The 17877-nt window shown below is 59.9% G+C and carries 19 protein-coding genes; 13 read left to right on the top strand and 6 right to left on the bottom strand.

The genetic code is table 11. The features are described from left to right. Positions 1-12: 12 nt before the first annotated feature. The 3 genes from lptG (at position 13) to GRI38_RS13650 (ending at position 1933) form a co-directional block, all read left to right on the top strand. Entirely contained in the window at positions 13-1110 is a 1098-nt protein-coding gene (gene lptG, locus GRI38_RS13660) for an LPS export ABC transporter permease LptG (RefSeq protein WP_160685350.1), read from the top strand. Next, a complete protein-coding gene (locus GRI38_RS13655) occupies positions 1107-1619 on the top strand; it encodes a GNAT family N-acetyltransferase (RefSeq protein ID WP_160685346.1) in 513 nt (170 codons plus the stop codon). The genes lptG and GRI38_RS13655 overlap by 4 nt, the downstream gene beginning before the upstream one ends. A 62-nt stretch (positions 1620-1681) precedes the next feature. Continuing rightward, positions 1682-1933 carry a hypothetical protein gene (locus GRI38_RS13650; protein ID WP_160685342.1) on the top strand — a complete coding sequence of 84 codons (252 nt, stop codon included), beginning with the start codon at positions 1682-1684 and terminating at the stop codon, positions 1931-1933. A gap of 45 nt (positions 1934-1978) precedes the next feature. Here the strand turns inward: GRI38_RS13650 and GRI38_RS13645 are convergent, their stop codons facing one another. Beyond that, entirely contained in the window at positions 1979-3067 is a 1089-nt protein-coding gene (locus GRI38_RS13645; RefSeq protein WP_160685339.1) for a fatty acid desaturase family protein, read from the bottom strand. Between the two features lie 148 nt (positions 3068-3215). Between GRI38_RS13645 and GRI38_RS13640 the strand changes: the two genes are divergently transcribed. The 3 genes from GRI38_RS13640 (at position 3216) to GRI38_RS13630 (ending at position 6201) form a co-directional block, all read left to right on the top strand. Beyond that, positions 3216-4373: an N-acetyltransferase gene (locus GRI38_RS13640; protein WP_160685336.1), complete on the top strand. Its 1158-nt coding sequence runs from the start codon at positions 3216-3218 to the stop codon at positions 4371-4373. Positions 4374-4455: 82 nt separating this feature from the next. Beyond that, complete coding sequence (locus GRI38_RS13635) at positions 4456-4926, top strand: response regulator (RefSeq protein ID WP_337191304.1); 471 nt, start codon at positions 4456-4458, stop codon at positions 4924-4926. A gap of 483 nt (positions 4927-5409) precedes the next feature. Then, complete coding sequence (locus tag GRI38_RS13630; protein WP_160685333.1) at positions 5410-6201, top strand: response regulator; 792 nt, start codon at positions 5410-5412, stop codon at positions 6199-6201. 40 nt (positions 6202-6241) lie between these two features. On the opposite strand, the gene GRI38_RS13625 is transcribed toward GRI38_RS13630, so the two are convergent. Further along, on the bottom strand, positions 6242-7951 hold the full coding sequence (locus GRI38_RS13625; RefSeq protein WP_337191303.1) for a CHASE domain-containing protein: 1710 nt from the start codon (positions 7949-7951) through the stop codon (positions 6242-6244). 226 nt (positions 7952-8177) lie between these two features. Here GRI38_RS13625 and GRI38_RS13620 point away from each other — a divergent pair, with 226 nt between their 5' ends. From GRI38_RS13620 to GRI38_RS13610, 3 genes are read left to right on the top strand one after another with little or no spacing between them, the layout of a single operon-like run. Then, positions 8178-8378 (top strand): NepR family anti-sigma factor, encoded by a 201-nt coding sequence (locus GRI38_RS13620; RefSeq protein ID WP_160685330.1) that lies wholly within the window; start codon positions 8178-8180, stop codon positions 8376-8378. Beyond that, positions 8378-8986 carry a sigma-70 family RNA polymerase sigma factor gene (locus GRI38_RS13615; RefSeq protein WP_160685327.1) on the top strand — a complete coding sequence of 203 codons (609 nt, stop codon included), beginning with the start codon at positions 8378-8380 and terminating at the stop codon, positions 8984-8986. The genes GRI38_RS13620 and GRI38_RS13615 overlap by 1 nt, the downstream gene beginning before the upstream one ends. A gap of 24 nt (positions 8987-9010) precedes the next feature. Further along, positions 9011-10222, top strand: coding sequence for an AI-2E family transporter (locus tag GRI38_RS13610; RefSeq protein WP_160685324.1), 1212 nt, complete (start codon positions 9011-9013; stop codon positions 10220-10222). Positions 10223-10298: 76 nt separating this feature from the next. On the opposite strand, the gene GRI38_RS13605 is transcribed toward GRI38_RS13610, so the two are convergent. After that, positions 10299-10910 (bottom strand): superoxide dismutase, encoded by a 612-nt coding sequence (locus GRI38_RS13605; RefSeq protein ID WP_160685321.1) that lies wholly within the window; start codon positions 10908-10910, stop codon positions 10299-10301. A 120-nt stretch (positions 10911-11030) separates the two neighbouring features. Then, a complete protein-coding gene (locus GRI38_RS13600) occupies positions 11031-12284 on the bottom strand; it encodes a dicarboxylate/amino acid:cation symporter (protein WP_160685318.1) in 1254 nt (417 codons plus the stop codon). A gap of 104 nt (positions 12285-12388) precedes the next feature. Between GRI38_RS13600 and glmM the strand changes: the two genes are divergently transcribed. Both glmM and thiD read left to right on the top strand, forming a co-directional pair. After that, entirely contained in the window at positions 12389-13729 is a 1341-nt protein-coding gene (gene glmM / locus GRI38_RS13595) for a phosphoglucosamine mutase (protein ID WP_160685315.1), read from the top strand. Further along, the gene (gene thiD / locus GRI38_RS13590; protein WP_202390010.1) at positions 13726-14538 is read left to right on the top strand and encodes a bifunctional hydroxymethylpyrimidine kinase/phosphomethylpyrimidine kinase; all 813 of its coding nucleotides are present in this window, start codon (positions 13726-13728) and stop codon (positions 14536-14538) included. The genes glmM and thiD overlap by 4 nt, the downstream gene beginning before the upstream one ends. 4 nt (positions 14539-14542) lie before the next feature. Here thiD and GRI38_RS13585 read toward each other — a convergent pair whose 3' ends face one another. Both GRI38_RS13585 and GRI38_RS13580 read right to left on the bottom strand, forming a co-directional pair. Beyond that, positions 14543-15427, bottom strand: a complete 885-nt coding sequence (locus GRI38_RS13585) for an LOG family protein (RefSeq protein ID WP_160685312.1) — start codon at positions 15425-15427, stop codon at positions 14543-14545. 93 nt (positions 15428-15520) lie between these two features. Next, positions 15521-16075 carry a hypothetical protein gene (locus GRI38_RS13580; protein WP_160685308.1) on the bottom strand — a complete coding sequence of 185 codons (555 nt, stop codon included), beginning with the start codon at positions 16073-16075 and terminating at the stop codon, positions 15521-15523. Positions 16076-16196: 121 nt separating this feature from the next. Between GRI38_RS13580 and GRI38_RS13575 the strand changes: the two genes are divergently transcribed. Together GRI38_RS13575 and GRI38_RS13570 are read left to right on the top strand one after the other, a co-directional pair. Then, complete coding sequence (locus GRI38_RS13575) at positions 16197-16898, top strand: HAD family hydrolase (RefSeq protein ID WP_160685305.1); 702 nt, start codon at positions 16197-16199, stop codon at positions 16896-16898. Continuing rightward, the gene (locus GRI38_RS13570; protein ID WP_160685302.1) at positions 16882-17730 is read left to right on the top strand and encodes an SAM-dependent methyltransferase; all 849 of its coding nucleotides are present in this window, start codon (positions 16882-16884) and stop codon (positions 17728-17730) included. Before GRI38_RS13575 ends, GRI38_RS13570 begins: the two co-directional genes overlap by 17 nt. The last annotated feature ends 147 nt before the right edge of the window (positions 17731-17877 follow it).

Genomic DNA, 17877 nt, shown 5'->3' with positions numbered 1-17877 from the left:
AGCCGATAACCCGTGCAACTCGATTTCTTCCCCTCGAAGACGCTTACCTTCTATCTCGCGAAGCTGTTCATCGTGCGGATTGCCGCCGTGTTGGTAATGCTCGTCCTCGTCCTTCTGATGCTCGACCTGCTGGCCTCCACCGGCGACATTCTGGCCGCAGAAGGCAACGGCCAGGGCGAACTGCTGATTTACGCGGGCCTGAGGGGGCCGCAATTAATGGCGCAGTTCCTGCCTTACTCCGTGCTGCTCGCCACCATCCTGACCCTGCTGGTGCTGAACCAGAACAGCGAGGTCATCGCGATGAAGGCGGCAGGTCTATCCGCGCATCAGATCCTCGCGCCCCTCCTGCTCACGGCATTGGCGGTCTCCGCGGTGAGCTTCCTCTTCAACGAGCGCGTCGTTACGCGGGCGACGGCGACCCTCAAGGCATGGGAAGCGAGCGATTACGGGGTCATCCCCGCCTCCGACGATGCGCGAAGCAACCTTTACCTGACCGATGGGGAGAACGTCCTCTCGGCTGCCAGTCTCAGCGGGACCGGCGCGGACATCGTGATGCGCGGCGTGACGTGGTATCGGCGCGGTCCCGATGGCCTGATCGTCGAGCAGATCCGTGCCGACCGCGCAACCTTCGCCAATCCGGGCTGGCAACTGACGGACGCGCGCCGCTTCACGGTCGAGAATGCCGGATTGCGAACCGTGCCGCAGATTACCGTCGCGCCGCAGGTAACGCCCGATCAGGTCGATCTGACGAGCGTCGATCCAGATGCGCAGTCGTTCTTCGAACTCTCGCAATCGATCGACGCCTATGAGGAGGCGGGTCGCAGCACCAGTACCCTGCGGGCCCGCTGGTGGCACAAACTGTCCGGCCCGCTCTCGGCGTTCCTGATGCCGCTGCTCGGCGGGATAGCAGCCTTCGGGCTTGCCCGTTCCGGTGCGTTGTTCGTGCGCGCGCTCATCGGGATGGCGTTGGGATTTGCCTATTTCGTGATCGACAATGCAGCGCTCGCGATGGGCAGCTTCGGCGGTTATCCGCCCTTCCTCGCCGCCTGGGCGCCGTTCCTGCTGTTCCTTCTCATCGGTGAAACGGTGCTGGTTCGGACGGAGGAATGAACTGGTCGCTCAGGCTGGCGAGACCAGAAGATGCCGAAGCGATGAGCGCGATAGAAGAGGATGCGGCGCGGCTTTTCGCAGAAGAACCTTCGCTCGCGGGGGGCGCGATGCCGCCGGCGACTTCTGCGGAGGACTATCGGACCCTTATCGCAAAGCGACATTGCCTCGTCGCGCTGGTGGCAGACGAGCCGGTCGGTTTTGCCGCCTGTCGCCCGCATGGGCGCGAATTGCACCTGCATGAGTTGAGCGTTCGTCGCTCCTGTCAGCAGCAGGGCATCGGCGGGGGATTGCTGCGCGCGCTCATCATCGATGCGGTGAACTCGGGTTTTGCGGCGATAACCTTGCAAACTTTTCGCGACATCGCGTGGAATGCCCCGTTCTACGAGCGGCACGGCTTTGTCGAAGTCGTCGATCTCAAAGCCCATCGAAGGCTCGCCGCGGGCATGGCGGATGCCGAAAGAGCCGGCCTTCCGATCGCTAAGCGCCTCGCCATGATACGGTTCCTCTAGACGTGCTCATGGGAACGGCGACGACGCTGAAACGTCGAAGCGTCAGATTACGAAGGGAATGAATGATGAACCGATCGACGCTTTTCGCCAGTGTTCTGCTCCTTCCGCTTGCGGCATGTGGCGGAGGAGAGGACGAGGTCGCCGATACTACTTTTGAGGAACGCGCCTCGGCTCCTGTCGTGGTAGACGACGGAAGCGGGCCGGTTCCGGACAACGAGGTCGGCGATACGCAGGACGATGTCGAGATCGACGGTCAGGGCGGCCGGCCGGACGACAACATGGTCAATACCGACGTCGCCGATGAAGAGGAATGAACTGCGCCGGGCGCCGTCCGTTGGCAGCCTAGTCAGAAATAACGATTAGCGCCGTGTCATCGTGCTGCGCGCGATGCGCGTGACGAGCGTAACCATGCCTTTGTGATTCGCTCCGTCGAACGTCGAGCCTGCTCCGAGATGGGCTGCGATACGCCGATGCGCCTCGGGCAGGGAGTGGTATGGCATGCTCGGCATCAGGTGGTGCAGCGCATGATAGCGCAGCCCGACCGGTGCCCAGATTTCCGCGATTCGACCGGGCGGCGGGATGTTGACCGAGTCCAGATATTGCGCCGTCACCGTCATCGGCTCGCCTTCGTTTTCCCAGAGATGTGCCACGAGCGTGCGCAACTGGTTCAGGATGGCAGTCAGGGAGAAGACGGCGAGCGCGACGAGAAGCGGCTTCCACCCGAAAGCGAAGACGCTGCCGATAAGGCACCATGCCCAGATGGCTCCGCCGATCTCCTGCCACAGAACGCGCTTTTTCAGATCGCCTTCCGGCGGGCGACGACGGAACTCGGGATTGATCGACAATGCGGAGAAACGCTGCCAGGTCAGCCGCCGAATGGCCGGTATCACGCCACCTAGCGGCACGAGCAGGGCGAACCGGACAATGAAGGCGACCGGCGCGAGCAAGGCGATGAAAACGAACAGAGGCAGGCTCCAGGGTTTCATCAGAGCGAGCGGCAGATATTCGGGGTCGTCCTTCGTTCCGTAGCGAGTTCGCGCATGATGAAGCGTGTGGACGACCTCATACATGAAGGACGGCGTCAAAAGCGGTATGCCGACAAGAGCGTTCCACGCCAACCGAAAGCCCGGCAGGGCGTTGCGGTGAATATGCGACAATTCGTGAATGAACAGCAGCGCACGATACAGCGCCAGCGCCGCCACGATGCCGAGAGTGACGGCAAGGGGAACGCTCGATACGAGGATGGCGCCTGTCAGGGCCGCGTATCCGATGCTGGACGAAAGTAGCAAATCGCTCCAGTAAACCGTCGCGCTGGGCTCGTTGATGTCCTTCGTAAGGTCACGCGCCGCGCGGAGCATGTCCTTGTCGTCGGACGTGCGAAAGCGCTCCCGGTCGATGGGACGGGCCTCGACCGGAGAGGCGGGTTCGAAGGTCGAATGGTATTTCATCACGTTATCCTGCGACGCCCTTAGCGTAATTTCCGCAATCGGGACAGACCCGGCGTTCCTTCGCCGGACGAGTACCCATGTGGCGCCGATTCTTGACAAGGCAAGGGGAAGCAGGAACAGCGCTAATCGTAGCTGAACGAGGGGCATCGTGAGCAATACGGAAGTGGTCATCGTTCCCGTCGGGGGCAAGGAAGCGCGCGTTCGTTTCGTCGATACGGGCCGAGCATTTTCGAGAGCGGTTCCGAACCACGTTCCGCAGCTGCGCTCCGAGCAAATCGAGCTCGTCGATCCTGCGAAAAACCCGTTTTTCCAGCATGCGACAGTCCAGCTGTTCCTTGCCATGCGCGGCGACAAGCCGGTCGGGCGGATCGCGGCGCATATCGACCACGAAGCCGAGAAAATGCCGGTCGAACAGGGCTTCGGACCCGGCAGCGGCTTCTTCGGTTACTTCGATGCCGAAAGCGAGGAAGTGGCCGGGCAGCTGCTCGACACGGCCGAGAACTGGCTTCGATCGCAGGGCGTCACCCGATGCCTCGGCCCGATCTCGCTATCCATCTGGGAGGAGCCGGGCCTGCTGGTTCGCGGGCAGGATGAGCCGCCGATGATCATGATGGGGCATCACCCGGCCATTTACCGCGAATGGATAGAGAACGCCAGATACGAGCCGGAAAAGTCGCTCTACACCTACTCGCTGCCGGTCGACCGCGACTTTCCGCCGATCGTCAAGCGGATCGTCAAATCGGGTACGAACAACGAGCGCATCCAAGTGCGCCCGCTCGACAAGTCGCGCTACGAGGAAGAAGTGCGGACCGTGCTTGCCATTCTCAACGATGCATGGTCGGGCAACTGGGGCTTCGTTCCGTTCACCGATGCGGAAATCGCCTATGCCGCAAAGAAGATGAAGCCGATCCTCCACCCCGACATCAACCGGATTGCGGAACTGGATGGACGGCCGGTCGCCTTCATGATGACGCTGCCCGACATGAACCACGTCCTCCAGCGGATCGACGGGAAGCTGTTTCCCTTCGGCTGGGTCCGGATGCTGAAATGGCTGAGAAAACCGACCGGTTCAGGTATGCGCGTGCCGTTGATGGGCGTGCTTCGCGAGTTTCACAATTCGCGGCTGGCGAGCCAGCTTGCCTTCATGATGATCGACGAGATACGCCGTGTTTCCGACGAGAAATACGGTTCGAAGCGGGGCGAGATCGGCTGGATCCTCGACGACAACAAGGGTATGGTTGCCATTGCCGAAATGATCGATAGCGAGATCAATCGCGAATACGTCATCTATCGAAAAAACCTCTAACTCGAATTCCTTTTTTCACGCAGAACATCCGGGAACCTCAAACGGCGCGACGCCGTTCGGATATTGCGAACGGGAACCACCGGTGGCCCGGCGCAGCCGAGGGAGCAGTTCCATCGAAAAGAGCAACGAGAAGTCTGACGAAGCAGGCGACTATGTTCTGCCGCAGCACGTGGTCGTCGCCGAGGACGACGCGGTGCTCGCCATGATGATCGAAGATGCCCTGCACGACGCGGGCATCGCCGAGGTGGAAATTTGCGCTTCTACGAAAGATGCCATGCGCGCCCTTTCGACGCGAAAGCCCAAACTTGTCATCATCGATGTCCATCTCGCCGACAGCGACGATGGCTGGGCGATTGCGGAACTGGTCGAATCGATGAAGCCCAACGCTCCGCGGGTGATCTTCTCGACCGGCGCCCCGCAGGACATTCCCGAACAGATTGCCGCCATGGGCCCGGTTCTCGAAAAACCCTATGACGCCGAGGAACTGCTCGCCGTCGTAAGGCAGCCGCGACGCACCGGCCTTATCTCGCGATTGCGCCGCGTCATTCGCTGATAGCCAATTTCGCTTAATTCGCACTAGGACTTGGTTTGGGCGCAATCTCCAAACACAACCCGGCGACCGACTACCGGTCGACTTGCGCTAGCCTCAAGAAAAAAGGCCTCCGCTCTTTATGAGCGAAGGCCTTTCGGGATCGTATCACCAGCCGCTTGGACGGGAGGGGGGGTCTCGGCGGTGACAATAAGAAAATGCGCGCCCGACTATTGGGTTCCCCCCAGCAACGGAAAATAGGCAAAATTTTTCGCCGCCATCAAAAAAGGTAACAATTTGAACGGTTTGAACAATACTGAACCTTTGATAGGAGAAAGCACGAGGCCCCCAAATCTTCGGGTCTGACCAGCTAGACCACACGATGCCAGAAGTATCGGTTGCGTAAGTATGCAAAACGCATAGGGCTTTCAGCCAGCAACCGCGATCAACGGGCGGAACCTTGTATTGGACGGACCGTTCAGCCACCGCCATTATCGGGAGAATTTTATGTCGCTTGGCGACCAGATAGCCAAAAACCTGCCTTACCTTCGTCGCTACGCGCGTGCCCTTACCGGATCGCAGGCAACCGGGGATGCGTTTGTTAGGGCCACCCTCGAAGCCGCGCTTGCTGACGACAAGCTCAAACAGTCTCTCGATGGGGGCCGCGTTCCGCTATACGCCGCGTTCAACAAGATGTGGTCCTCGGCCTATCTCGAAGTTCCGCAGGATGATACCGCACAGGATGGAGCGAAAAGGGGTGCGCAGGCGCGCCTTAATGCCGTCACGCCTCTCAATCGGCAGGCATTACTTCTGACGACGCTGGAAGATTTCAGCATCGAGGAAGCCGCGCAGATCATGGAAATGACGCCGGAAGAGACTTCCGATCTCGTGCAGACCGCAGTCGAGGAGATCGACCGGGAATCGAACACGGAAGTTCTTATCATCGAGGACGAGCCGCTCATTTCGATGCAGCTCGAAGATCTCGTCAAATCGCTGGGTCATGACATTTGCGGAACCGCCGCAACCCGCACGCAGGCGCAGGAAGTCGTGGCAGAGAAGACACCCGGCCTCGTGCTTGCAGATATTCAACTCGCCGATGGCTCCTCGGGCCTCGACGCGGTCGATGACATCCTCAGCATGGGCGACGTACCGGTCATTTTCATCACTGCCTATCCCGAACGCCTGCTGACTGGCGATCGTCCCGAGCCAACCTATCTCGTGACGAAGCCTTTCCAGGAACAGACGGTGCGCGCGGCAATCAGCCAGGCGCTGTTCTTCGGCAGCAAGAACGCCGAATAACGCTGATCAAATTCGTTTCGGTGAAGCGCCGCGGACCTTGTCAGGTCTGCGGCGTTTTTCCTTTGAGCCTGCCCTCGCCTTTTCGAGCGCGCTCCGCCCTGAGCTGGAACGCCCCGCGGTTTCTGACAGGTACCAATAGTGAGCAGCGAACGCCGGTCGGGTCGAACACGAGGTCGACCGGGTTGCGCAATTCGTGCGCGACGATCTTCTCGATAAGATCGGTGCCGAAGCCACGCTCGCGCGTGTCGGATACAGGAGGTCCGCCTGTTTCGACCCAGTCTAGCCGCGCCAAACCTTCCTCGATCAGTTCCCACGTGATCCGGACCCTGCCAGTCTGTTTGCTGAGCGCGCCGTACTTCGCGGCATTCGTCGCCAGTTCGTGCAAAGCCATGCCGAGCGAGAGCGCGTCGTTCGGAGCAAGTTCGACATCCGGACCGCTGCGATCGATCATGTTCTCGCTCGTCTGCGCATAGGGCGCGAGTTCGGCATCGACGACCGCTTCCACCGGCGTCGTATTCCAGTCCGATTGCGTCAGCAGATCGTGTGTCGCCGAGAGTGCCCTGATACGCCCGTCGAGCGAATCCGCGAACTCATCCAGATTGTCCGCCCGGCGCCGGGTCAATGCAATGATCGAAAGAACGTTCGCGAGCGTGTTCTTGACGCGATGATTAAGCTCGCGCGTCAACGAATTGCGGATCGAGTTCTGTTCGTGCAGCCAATTGAGCGTCTTCTCGTCTTCCATCGCCTGTTTCGTCATCAGGCGAGCGACCAGCATGAGGAGGCTTGCGACGGCCAGTCCGAAGAACAGCGTCAGCAAGGAGAGGTAGGAAAGGGCTGAACCGCGGGTCGATTCGACGACCAGCACGAAGGGATGGTTCGCGATTTCTATCTCGCGCGTGTAATACTCTCCGGTCTCTGTCTGCGGGGCGATCCGTGCGAGCAAATTCTCTTCCGCGACGGACGTATCGTAAAGATAGATGCCCATGCCGTCGCGTTGCAGCTCTTCGGTTTCTAGGCTCGCCCTCAGGAAATCGCGCGCATTGAACGGACTGTAGACGTAACCTTTGACGTCGCGATAATTGTTGTTGGCGAAGACCGGCATGTAGGTGAGGAAACCGGGTTCGTCGCCGCCCCCTTCCTGGACCAGCACGACGCGACCACTCGCCGTCGGTTCGACACGCCGGGTCGCTTCCTGGATCGCTTCGCGCCGGACAGGCTCGGAATACATGTCGAAGCCGATCGCCCGCCGATTGCGTGCCGTGTTCGGCTGGAGGTACTTGATCGGTACGAGGCGGTCGCGGGATCGCTCATCGAGGCGGGGATAGACGGACGTTGTCGCCGCATTGGACTGGACGAGGGCTTCTTCGAACTCTGGCAATTGCGCTGGCCGTATCATCGGCGCCCAGCCGATGCCTTCCGCTCCGCTATAACCGGCATTGACGCGCAATTCGTCGATGAAGCGCCCGAATGTCTGGCGCGAGATGGTCTCGTTCGATCCGAACAGAGCGGCCCCCGCGCGTAGATAGGACGTGTTGGTAGCGATGTTGAGCGCGAGCGAGGACGCGATCGTCTCGGACAGGCTAATCATTTCGATCCGCTCGTTGTCCTGTTCGCCCCGCTCTACCGCGAACACGCTCATCGCGGTGATGGCGGCGACGAGCAGAAAGATGCCGACGGATACTGCTCGAGGATAACGGACGAGCCATTTGCGGGTCGAGCTCGTCGTATTGTTCGTAGCGGCGGATTTCACGTCAGTCGAAATGGCGTTTGGAGGCCAATACCTTTCTCGTCTGCGGGCTCTGCTTGACGCGGTCCGATGGGCCACTATGGCAGGGATTATCAGGTGTTACTCAAGGCAGGGAACAATAGAGAAATCGTATCGTTCCCCAATCTCTGCCAGCGTTGTCGCAGCGTTAACGCTCCACACAAACGAAGAAGCCTTTGCCTCCTTGTTTAATAAAGATTAATGCTCATATATGAATTCGAAATCATCCAATCCCAAGCAGAAAACCTCTGAAAAGGGCGAGAAATTGGGACAAACCTCGATTAAGCGGCCTGCAGGCGGTGCTAAACCCGAATGGGCAGATGGCTTGCGACATATGTATGATTCCGTGGTAGACGAGGAATTACCTGACAGCTTTAAGGATCTGCTGTCGAAACTGGACAAAGGCAACTGATGGGGGCGACCAAGCGTACGGCTTCGCAGAAGGCCGATTTCAAGAAAGAACTCACCGAGGTGGTGCCGCACCTGCGTGCCTTCGCGCGCGGGTTGTGCGGTCGTGCCGACATGGCCGACGATCTCGTTCAGGAAACCATGCTCAAGGCTTGGGCTGCGCAGGAGCGGTTCGAACCGGGTACGTCAATGCGCGCATGGACCTTCGTTATCCTTCGCAATGCGTATCTTACCGATATGCGCCGCAACCGCTTTCGCGGAGAATATGACGAAGGCGTCGCGGAGCGCATCCTGACTGCGCCTGCCGGACAGGAAGAACCGATCCACCTTTCCGATATGCATCGCGCACTGCTTACCCTTCCGCCTGAGCGGCGCGAGGCATTGCTGCTCGTCGGCGCTGGCGGCTTTTCCTACGAAGAAGCGTCGGAGATCTGCGGCTGTGCGATCGGCACGATCAAGAGCCGGGTTGGGCGTGCACGTGCAGCATTGAATTCGATGCTGAGCGACGGAGACATTCCAAAGCGCTCGCTCGACGACGATGCAGCCCATCGCGCGATCTTGGAGGAACTCGACGACGTCGCGGCCGGAAATGGTATCGCCGCGCGGCCCTGATCCGTCACCGGTCTGAGATCGGCCATGGACGACGGAAAAAGGGTCATCGAACAGACGGATCAACGCCCGGGTAGCGACGCTCCTCCCCGCACAAACCTTCGCGCCACCTTCGCAGCGCAGGAATTGCGGCTGATATCCGCACTCGTCCTGCTGCTCGGCATCGGATTGTTCCTTGCCATACCGTTCGTGCTGTCGATCGGCTCGGTCGTGTTCCTGCCGCTCGTTTCGGCGATTATCCTGACGATCATTCTCTCGCCGCTTGCCGACCGTCTCGCTGAGTTCGGTATTCCGAATGTACTGGCCTCGCTCACCGCCATTCTGGTGTTCCTCGGCATCGTCATCCTAGCCCTTGCCCTCATTCTGCAACCGGCTGTGGCGCTGATCGATCGCGCTCCTGCGATGATCGACCAGGTCGGTCAGCGGTTCATGGAGGTCCGCGAACGCTTCGGCTGGATCGGGCAGATCAACGACAAGCTGAACGAGTTAATGGGCGAGACATCGCAGCAGGTCGTGCTGGAGAATCCGAGCCTGCTGGAAGAACTGGCTTTCGCAACGCCTAGCGCATTGCTCGAGGTGCTGCTCGCCTTCCTCATGGCCTTCTTCATGATCGAAGCGCGGGTAAGGCTGCGGCAGCATCTCCTTTTCGACCGCGCATCGCTGAGTTCGAGCGTGAAGGCGGCGCGAGTCATCCGTGAAGTGCAGGATCGCGTCGCTGCCTACATCCTTACGGTCGGCTGGATCAATGCAGGCGTGGGAGTCATCGTGGCGCTTGGCGCATGGGCCATGGACGTGGAAGCGCCGGTCATGTGGGGCGGTCTCGCCATGATCCTCAATTTCCTGCCCTATGTCGGGCCGCTGGCCATGGTGCTTCTGCTCAGCCTGTTCGGCATCGGGACGTCCGAGACCATCCTTCTCGGTTTGATCCCCGCGATCGCCTATCTCGCCCTGCATACGGTCGAGGCAAATTTCGTTACGCCGTCGATCCTCGGGGCACGGTTCACGATGAACCCTGTGATGATCCTCATCGCGCTAAGCTACTTCAGCTGGATCTGGGGTTTCTTCGGAGCGCTTCTCTCGGTGCCCATCCTTCTGACCCTGACGGCACTGTTCGATCATGTCGGCAGACCGAACCTTGTCGGGTTCGTCTTTGGCGAACCCCTGTTTGCAGGCAACGTGTTTGCGCTAGGCTATTCGTCCGACGAGCAGGATTCCCCGCCGGTCGATACGCCGCAGTAATTTAGCGAAAGCTCCAAAAAAATGGCCTGTTGCAACATGAAGCTGCAACAGGCCAGTACACTGCTTTGGGGATGCTTTACGAAGGGTATTCCCACGCCGTTCCGCGTGCGAGATTTTCCGAGGCGAAGGACCAGTTCAACTTGTCCTTCAAAACGGCTTTCAGATATTCAGGGCGCTTGTTCTGGTGGTCGAGGTAGTAGGCGTGTTCCCATACGTCGATCGTCAGGAGCGGATTGAAGTCGCTATCGGCTAGCGTATCGCCGTCATGCGTTTCCTCGATGGACAGCTTGCCGTCCTTCTCAGCGAGCCAGACCCAGCCGCTCGCGAAATGCCCGGCGCCGCGCTCTTCCAGCTTGCTCTTTACCTCGTCGGTCGAACCGAAATCGCGCTTGATCATCGTTTCGAGTTCCTCGGAAGGATGCGTCGTCTCACCGGACAGCGAATGCCAGTAGAACCCGTGGTTCCAGCTCTGTGCTGAATTATTGAAGAGGCCCTGATCGCTACCGCGGGCAGCCGCAATAACTTCCTTCAAGGACTTGTTCTCGTGATCGGTTCCTTCGATCGCCGAATTGGTCTTGTCGATATAGGCCTGATGGTGCTTGCCGTAGTGATAGCTGATCGTTTCCGACGAAATCGCGGGATCCAGCGCGGACTCGGAATAGGGAAGTTCGATGAGTTTAAAGGCCAAGATGCCCTCCTTCGATTTTATGGTAATCTGCGTTCATGGTTAACAACGCACGACCCTGCGGTTCGTTGCAGCGACAGATGCGATTTTCGTCGCTTGCCAGAAGAGCTGATCGTGATGACGTTACTCCCCTTTTGCAACCGCGCTCGTCACGGCCAGATTCATGGTCACGTTTGCGAGCGTACGCATGATGTCGGGCAGCATTTCGACGGCGACGAGCAGTGCGAGCGGCTCGATCGGGACGCCCATCGCAAGGGCGATGGGTCCGATCGAAATGACGAAACTGATGGATCCCGGTAAGCTTACCGAGCCGACCGAAATGATGAAGGCGACGAGCAGCCCCGCCATCATCGTGACCGGGGTCAGCTCCACCCCTCCGAGCGCCGCGATATACAGAACGACGGCGAGGTTCATGGCCGGGCTCGTCGCGCGGAAGATCGCGACCGCGAGGGGTAGCACGAATTCGACCACATCCGACCGGATCCCCAGACGGCGCGCACTATCGAGCATCGCCGGCAGGCTCGCTAGCGAACTTTGCGTGGATATGGCAACGGTCTGTGCCGGCAAGGCAGCCTTGGCGAACCGGGCAAGTGAGGCTCTTCCACCGAATAACGCCAAGCCATAGGCAAGGATGAGCACGACGAGTCCCATGGCGGAAACGACGCCGATATAATGCGCGAGGGCAGCGAATGCCCCGCTTCCGGCCCGTGCGGCAACTCCCGCGGCAAGAGCGAACACGCCGATCGGCGCAAGCCACAACACCCAGCCGATGATGATGAGCATCGCGTTGCCGAGCGCGTGGAAGAAGCGCAGGAGAATTTCGCGTTGCTCTGCCGGAATACGTTGCAACGCGAGTGCCAGGATCGCGAAGAAGATCGTCAGCGGCAGCATCGCCGTCTCGGCAGCGGCAGCGAACAGGTTCGGCGCGATCAGCGAGGTGAGAAACTCGGCGATACCCGGTACTTCCTGCGCCTCCCCGGGTTGCTGCGACAGAAATGCACCGGCCGAAATGGGTATCGGAAATAACTCGAGCAAAAGCGGAAACAGGATGAGCGTTGCGAGGCCGCCCACGAACAGCGCAGCGAATACGAGGAGCAGCATTCTGCGCGCGGTCCGACCCGCCTGTGCAGCTTCGGCCAGTTGCGAAATACCCATGACGAGGAGCGCGGCGACCAGCGGAATAATCGTCATTTGCAGCGCCTGCAGCCACATCGATCCGATCGGGCCGGCAAGTGAGAGCAACGGTTCGGCCAGCGCGGTGTCGATCGTCGCTATCCCGGCGATCAATCCACCGATCAGGCCGGCAAGCGTCCACCAGACCGGCAACTCGATCGTTACCAGCCCGCCCTTCGTCTCGCCATCCGCCTGAGCGACCATCGCTGCCCCCTTTTCACAGCCTCTCTAACGCGGCTAAGGCAAGAGGCAATCGTGAAGCATCGCGAAAAAGCTGCTTGGCCTGAAACTTACGGACGGACTTTGATATGGGACGCAAATTCTTCGGCACGGACGGGATACGAGGCCGCACGAACGAGGGGGTGATGACGGCTGCGACCGCGATGCGCGTCGGGCAGGCAGCCGGGGCCTATTTCCTGCGGGGCGATCATCGTCATCGCGTCGTCATCGGCAAGGATACCCGGCTATCGGGCTACATGATGGAAAGCGCGCTCGTCGCCGGGTTCACAAGCGTCGGCATGGACGTCATCATGACCGGCCCTCTGCCGACACCCGCGATTGCACTCCTCACTCGGGAAATGCGTGCCGATCTCGGAGTGATGATTTCCGCCAGTCATAATCCATATGAAGACAACGGCATCAAGCTGTTCGGACCGGACGGGTTCAAACTGTCCGACGAGGACGAACTTGCGATCGAAGCCGCCCTAGAAGACCAGCCGGCGGTCGCGAGCGCTCCCGATATCGGGCGCGCGAGGCGGATCGAGGATGCGCGTGGCCGCTATATTCACGCGGTGAAGAAATCGCTGCCCGAAGACATCCGGTTCGACGATCTGAAGGTCGTTGTCGATTGTGCGCATGGCGCGGCGTACGAAGTCGCTCCGGCAGCAATCTGGGAACTTGGCGCGCGCCTCGTGTCCCTCGGTGTCGATCCCAACGGGCGTAACATTAACGACGGGGTCGGCTCGACTTCGCTCGACGCGCTTCGTGCGCGGGTCGTGCAGGAACAGGCGGATATCGGCCTTGCCCTGGACGGGGACGCCGATCGGCTGATCGTAATAGACGAGAAGGGTCAGACCGTGGACGGCGATCAACTGATGGCCCTTATCGCCAAACGCATGGCGGCAAGCGGGGAATTGCGCGGTGGCGGGATCGTGGCAACCGTCATGTCCAATCTCGGCCTCGAACGGTTTCTCAAAAACGAAGGGCTGACCCTGCACCGAGCCAAGGTCGGTGATCGCTACGTCCTAGAAATGATGAAGCAGAAGGGTCTGAATGTCGGGGGCGAGCAGTCGGGCCACATGATCCTTCTCGATCATGCGACTACGGGCGACGGCACGGTCGCAGCGCTGCAGGTGCTCGCGGCCCTCGTCCAATCGGGAAAGAAAGCAAGCGAGATGCTGCATCTGTTCGATCCCGTTCCCCAGTTGCTTCGCAACGTGCGTTATTCGCAGGGGCAACCTCTCGAAAACGTTACGGTGAAGGACGTCATCGCCAAAGCGGAAAGTGAACTTGCAGGAAAAGGGCGGCTCGTCATTCGTCCTTCGGGTACCGAACCGGTCATCAGGGTGATGGCCGAAGGAGACGACCGCGAGCAGGTCGAACAAGTCGTGGATCGCATCTGCCGGGCGGTCGAGCAGGTTTCTTCTTGATAAGCCCCCCGCGCCCGCCCCGCACCCTTTGCATTGCCGGATCGGACAGTTCCGGCGGCGCTGGAATACAGGCAGACATCAAAACCGTCACGATGCTCGGCGGCTATGCGATGACGGCAATCACGGCCGTCACCGCGCAGAACAGCGTCGGGGTGCAAGCGGTCGTCTCTTTGCAACCGGACATGGTGGCTGCGCAAATCGACAGCTGCGTTCACGACATCGGTGTCGATGCGGTCAAGATAGGAATGTTGGGCTCGGCGGAAATCGCCTCCCTCGTGGCGGACAGGCTCGAGGCACTGAACGTCCCCATAATCTTCGATCCCGTAATGGTGGCGACGAGCGGCAGCGTGCTGGCGGACGAGCAGACGATCGCTTCGTTCGAGCGGCTCATGAAAATCGCTACGCTGGTGACCCCGAACCTTCCCGAACTTCTTGCTTTAACGAAAGGCGATCAGAAGAACTCGGCCGATCCGGTCGCCGCGGCAGGCGAGCTTGCGAGACGGCTGGGCGTCGCCGTCCTTCTGAAGGGCGGTCATGCCGAGAACCGCGACGATATGGTCAATGACTGGCTTCTGGAACCGAACGGTTCGAAAAGCATGTTCGGACACGAACGTATCGCGACACGCCATACGCATGGCACCGGCTGCACGTTGTCCAGCGGAATTGCCTGCCTTGCCGGGCACGGCCAGAGCCTCGAAAACGCAGTGCGCGTCGCGCGCCAATTCGTGCTCCGTGCGATCGAGAATGCACCCGAATACGGTAGCGGATCAGGTCCGCTCGGCCATCAGGCGGTTCGCAAGTCCGGCTAATCCGCTAGCGGTCAAGCTTGTAGAAGCCGGCTATGTAATCCCATGCTTCCTCGGCCGTTTCGCATGGCTGGAACAGTTCGAGGTCGGCATGATTGATCGTGCCTTCGTCGGCCAGCGCCTCCAGATCGACGACCCGCTCCCAGAACTCCTTGCCGAAAAGCAAAATCGGCAACGGCTTCATCTTGCCGGTTTGAATGAGTGTGAGCAATTCGAAGAATTCGTCGAAAGTTCCAAATCCGCCCGGAAAGACCGCGACGGCCTTCGCGCGCAGGAGGAAATGCATCTTGCGCAAGGCAAAATAGTGAAAGTTCAGCGAGAGATACGGAGTCACGTAACCGTTCGGGGCCTGTTCGTGCGGCAAGACGATATTGAGCCCGATCGATTCTGCCCCGGCCTCGGATGCGCCCCGGTTAGCGGCTTCCATGATGGACGGGCCGCCGCCTGAGCAGACGACGAACTGGCGCTTGCCCCCTTCGACGATCGACTTTTCGCTGACAAGCTTGGCCAGCTTACGCGCCTCGTCGTAATATTTCGCTTTCTTCGCGAGGTTTTCTACCACGCGACGCTCTGGCTCGGGCAAATCCTTGGCCCCTTCGAGCGCCGTTTCGACCGCTTCGGGTGGGGGAATGCGTGCGGACCCGTAGACGACGAGGGTCGAGCCGACCCCCGCTTCGTCGAGAAGCATTTCCGGCTTCAGCAGTTCGAGCTGAAAACGCACAGGGCGCAGTTCGTCGCGCAGGAGAAAATCGGTATCCTGGAACGCCAGCGTATAGGCCGGATGCTGCGTCTGCGGGGTTTCGTGCGGTTCCGCTGCGGAAAAGGCGGCTTCCTGCTCCGCCTTGTAGAAGCGACGACCGGTAAGGCCGTCCTCGTCGGATATTTCTGTCATGCGAGAGCCCGTAGGGCGGAAGGAAGCGATGGGCAAGCGCGAGCGCTCGTCACACCCGATGCACGAGTGAGAATTTGTCGCTTCTGAAGACTGTCAGGCGAGAAATGCGAGCGCAGCGAAGACCAGCGTTCCGCCAATCGTCGAATAGATCGTCTTGCGACGATACGTCTTCGCCATTAGCCCGACGACAAGCCCTCCTATGGTAACGAGGAACAGCACGATCCCGGCAACAATCTGGTAGGTGCGAAAAAGCTGCGGACCATGACCCTTGTGCAGCTCCATGAAACTGTATTGAAGGTTCGGTTCGTAGAGCGTCGCCGACCAGACACCGTCCTCTTCGGTGAACTGCACGTAATCGCGTGATGTCGGTCGCGTCGTAATGCTGCCCGGACGGGTTCGAAGGTAGTCGAAGTCCGCTGGAAGCTCGTTTGTACTCAGAACTGAGCGCACTTTTTCTTCGGTATCGTCGGCTTCAGCATCGAATGTCATGCCGACAGGCAGGCTGATCGGCGTTTCGCGTGTTTCGCCCTCGAACCCCAGAAGGTAATTGGCGCCCGTAATCGCCACCATAAGGAACATCGGCGCCAGCAGAGATGCCGCGAACAGGTGGAACAGGACGAAGATGTTGCGTGTCTTAGGCTTGACCATGAGGCGCTTTCAATATTGATAATCAGTTGCAAGAAGCCGTTGGCGCAACGATCCTTCGCTGTCAATCGCGGGGAGTCCTTTATAACCTTGCCCATTGCGACGTCCGAGCTAGTCTGATGTCATGGAGTTAGTCGATCACGCCGCGATCATCTTCGACAGTGACGGTGTCCTTGTCGATTCAGAGGCTATCCATATTGCGGTCGAGCGCACGTTACTTGCCGAACTCGGGCTCGTTTACGAAGAAGAAGTCTATGTTTCGCGCTTCGTCGGTCTTGCCAATCGAGACTTCTACGCCGCTCTCGAAACGGATTACCTGAAACTGGAGCGCGGCCCTTTCCCGGCTGATTTCGGGGAGAAGCTGCAAGACGCCATCTGGTCGCGGGTGGAGAAGGAATTGCAACCCCTTCCCGGCGTTGGTGACGTAATCGAAGCATTCGAGGGGCGCGTCGCCGTGGCTTCGTCAGCTCCGACGGAGCGGCTGATGGCAAAGCTGGAACTGACCGCTCTCGCGCAGCTTTTCGTCCCGCATATCTATTCCGCTGACCTCGTCGAGCACGGCAAGCCAGCACCCGATCTGTTTCTGCTGGCGGCAGAACGGCTGGAAGTCGCGCCGCAAAAGTGCATCGTCGTCGAGGACAGTATCCACGGCATCGAAGCAGCCGTCGCAGCCGGCATGACGGCGATCGGCTTTACGGGCGGCAGCCACGCCGATGACAAGCTGGGACGAAGGCTGAAGGACAGGGGCGCGCGGCATGTCGTATCGAGCCATGCCGACTTGCTGAGGCTGTTGCAGCGGGAAAGAGCGGATGGACGTCGCGGATAGGCCGTTATGGCGACAGGCGCTGAAGATTGGCGGCGCCTTTGTCGCTACGGCCTCGCTGTTCCTGGGGGCGGCCTTGTTCCTCGACGGCAGCGCGTTGCGCGTCCTTCTCGGCATCACGCCGGAACTCGACGTGCCGTATATCGGGACGCGTCAGGAAATGATCGACAAGATGCTCGATCTGGCCGAGGTCGGCCCCGACGACCGGGTAGTCGATCTGGGAACGGGGGATGGTCGCATCCTCATTTCGGCGGCGAAGGATCGCGGCGCGACGGGGCTGGGCGTCGATCTTGACCCGGCCATGATCGCAGCTGCAAAGGCGAATGCGGTTCGCGCAGGTGTCTCCGACCGCGTATCCTTCGCCCAAGCCGATCTCTTCGAGACTTCGCTCGAGGGTGCCGACGTCGTCACGATGTATCTCTTGCCGAGCGTCAATCTGCGCCTTCGCCCACGCCTTCTCGAACAACTCGAACCGGGCAGTCGCATCGTCAGTCACGCCTTCGACATGGGCGACTGGCGTCCAGATGCGACCGATACGATCGGTTCCTCGCGGTCCTACCTTTGGATCGTCCCTGCCGACGTTGATGGACAATGGCAATTCCAGATCGACGGCGACGAATTTCCCGTCATCTTCGCGCAACGGTTTCAGGATGTTGAGGGGACAGCTCAAGTCGGTTCTGAAACTATAATGCTGCAACCCGAACTTGAAGGTGACCGCCTGCGCTTCAGCCTTCCCATTGACGGCGTGACGCGCAACTTCGAAGGTATCGTGCATGGCGACCGGATTGTGCCTGTCGGCACGACAGACTGGTTCGCCCGTCGTTCGGGGGAATAGCGAAGCGACTGATAGATTATGGTTCGTGACTTCGTCTCACCGGGGCGAATTTGCATTCTTCAGAACACAGCCTATCCTTCAGAGGCCCTTCGGAGTGCTAGCTCCGCTTTCCAACAATCTATGAGAGCGTCCCCAGGGACGGATCTG

Source organism: Parapontixanthobacter aurantiacus (assembly GCF_009827635.1).
In the GTDB taxonomy this organism is placed as follows: Bacteria; Pseudomonadota; Alphaproteobacteria; order Sphingomonadales; family Sphingomonadaceae; genus Parapontixanthobacter; species Parapontixanthobacter aurantiacus.
The sequence above is the reverse complement of the archived record's forward strand: the minus strand, read 5'-3'. Positions and strand labels throughout refer to the sequence as shown.